Source organism: Sulfuriflexus sp. (assembly GCF_032250955.1).
Taxonomy (GTDB): Bacteria; Pseudomonadota; Gammaproteobacteria; order AKS1; family AKS1; genus Sulfuriflexus.
This window is the reverse complement of the sequence record NZ_JAVVES010000133.1, coordinates 1-2,079: the sequence shown is the minus strand read 5'-3', so window position 1 is coordinate 2,079 and position 2,079 is coordinate 1. Positions and strand designations below refer to the sequence as shown.

Annotated in this window: 2 protein-coding genes; one reads left to right on the top strand and one right to left on the bottom strand. The window is 54.4% G+C overall.

The features are described 5' to 3' along the window. Positions 1-160 precede the first annotated feature (160 nt). Entirely contained in the window at positions 161-1,354 is a 1,194-nt protein-coding gene (locus RQ738_RS13545; protein WP_314165845.1) for a fatty acid desaturase, read from the bottom strand. A 181-nt stretch (positions 1,355-1,535) separates the two neighbouring features. Between RQ738_RS13545 and RQ738_RS13540 the strand changes: the two genes are divergently transcribed. After that, positions 1,536-1,970: an NUDIX hydrolase gene (locus RQ738_RS13540; RefSeq protein WP_314165844.1), complete on the top strand. Its 435-nt coding sequence runs from the start codon at positions 1,536-1,538 to the stop codon at positions 1,968-1,970. Positions 1,971-2,079 lie beyond the last annotated feature (109 nt).

Below are 2,079 nucleotides of genomic sequence, written 5' to 3'. Positions count from 1 at the left end.
AGCAACCATATCAACCACAAGCGCTGTAAATACCGTTTGTGGTCGGTGGAGGGAGATGGTATCTACAACTATTATCCCCTCATCCTAACCTTCTCCCTGAGGGAGAAGGAACAAAAAAGCCCGGCTCTGCCGGGCTTTTTTCATACAACAATACCAGCCACTACACCGGCGACATCGCCGGGCTCAGAGAATAACCCTTTATTCTCCTCGCAAACTCCTGCAGGGAATTAATCCCGGTGGCTTCCGCCTGGCGACACCACTCCTGGATATCCTTGAGTAACTGTTCCTGGCTGGCGGTGGTGCTGGCCCAGATTTTCTGCAGACGCTGCTTGTATTCATACACCGTATCCAGCGCCTTGTTTTGTGACAAGACAAAGTGCAGGCGCATGCGCGATTTTTCATCAATCAGGGCTTCATTGCGCGCCAGGCATTTACGTGCCCGCTTGAGCTGGCGACGCAAGGCGCTGTTACGGGTCTTACGCACCTCTTCCTTGTAAACCTGTTTCATCACGTCACGGGCATAATCCGACATAACCTGGAAACGGTTGGTTACGAGGGCCATGACCGTATCCTTGTCGATGCTTCGCTTGCTGTGATCCATAAGGGGCTTGGGCGCAAGCTTTTTCACCTTGGCCAGACCGAGCATGGAGAGCATACGGATATACATCCAGCCAATATCAAACTCCCACCACTTCACGGAAAACTTGGCCGAACTGCCGAAGGCATGGTGATTGTTATGCAGTTCTTCACCACCGACAATGATGCCAATCGGCACGATGTTGGTGGAGGCGTCACTGACCTCAAAGTCGCGGTAGCCCCAGTAATGACCAATGCCGTTAATAACCCCGGCGGCCCAGAACGGGATCCACGCCATCTGCACGGCCCAGATAGTCAGGCCCGCCGCGCCGAACAGCAGCACGTCGATCACCAGCATCAGGACGATACCGAGCTTGTTGCTCCGGCCACTATAAAGATTACGTTCCAGCCAGTCATCAGGGGTGTTGTGGCCATAGACCGCCAGGGTATCCTGCTTGTCAGCCTCGGCCCGATATAGCTCGGCACCTTGCCAGAGAACCTTGTCGATGCCGAGAATCTGCGGGCTGTGCGGGTCATTCTCGCTTTCACACTTGGCGTGGTGCTTGCGATGCACGGCGACCCATTCCTTGGTCACCATGCTCGTTGTCAGCCATAACCAGAAGCGGAAAAAATGACTCACGGCCGGGTGCAGGTTGAGCGCACGATGAGCCTGATGGCGGTGCAGGAAAATGGTGACGCTGGCGATGGTAATATGGGTAAGAATGAGGGCCGCGGCGACATAGCCCCAAACTGATAACTCGAGTAAACCGTTAAGCATGGATTTCTGCCCCCTGTAGACAGCCTGACGACAATGACACTCTATATAGAGTATGACACTCAATAGTGTATATCACTCGTCGTAAAATTACGCATAAAAGCCGGCCAAATAATCCTGCTCCCGTCTAGGTTATATCGGGGCAATATTGCACAATAAAACCCCAAACCCGGGAGAAAAGCCTATGCCTGCGCCGAAGACCCCCTTGCTCACCGTTGATATCATTATTGAAATGGTCGACCGTGGGCGGCGTCCCATTGTCCTCATTGAGCGCCGCCATCCCCCACCCGGCTGGGCGCTGCCGGGCGGCTTTGTCGATATCGGCGAGAGCCTTGAGCAGGCCGCCAGACGCGAGGCCCGCGAGGAGACCTGTCTCGAGGTAAAACTGACCCGGCTGCTCGGCTGCTATTCCAACCCCGCACGTGACCCACGCGGCCACACTGTCAGTGTGGTCTATATCGGCGAGGCCCGCGGCACCCCTCGTGCCGAGGACGATGCCCGGGCGTTGAAACTCTATAATCATGACCAGTTACCCGAAAAAATGGCCTTTGACCATGCAGACATCCTGACCGATTACCAGCGACTGCGTGACGAGGGCATTGTTCCTGCCCTTCAATAAGCCCCTATAAAAATGTTTTCTGTTAAAAAATGAGCCTCGTCAGAAAAATTCATGGGTAGTTTTCGGGGCAGGTAGCGCTCCAAGCGCGTGATATAAGGCGATTTCAGTC

Bases quoted from the DNA above. Each gene is read 5' to 3' on its own strand.
- RQ738_RS13545 (WP_314165845.1), bottom strand. From the start codon at position 1,354: ATGCTTAACGGTTTACTCGAGTTATCAGTTTGGGGCTATGTCGCCGCG.
- RQ738_RS13540 (WP_314165844.1), top strand. From the start codon at position 1,536: ATGCCTGCGCCGAAGACCCCCTTGCTCACCGTTGATATCATTATTGAA.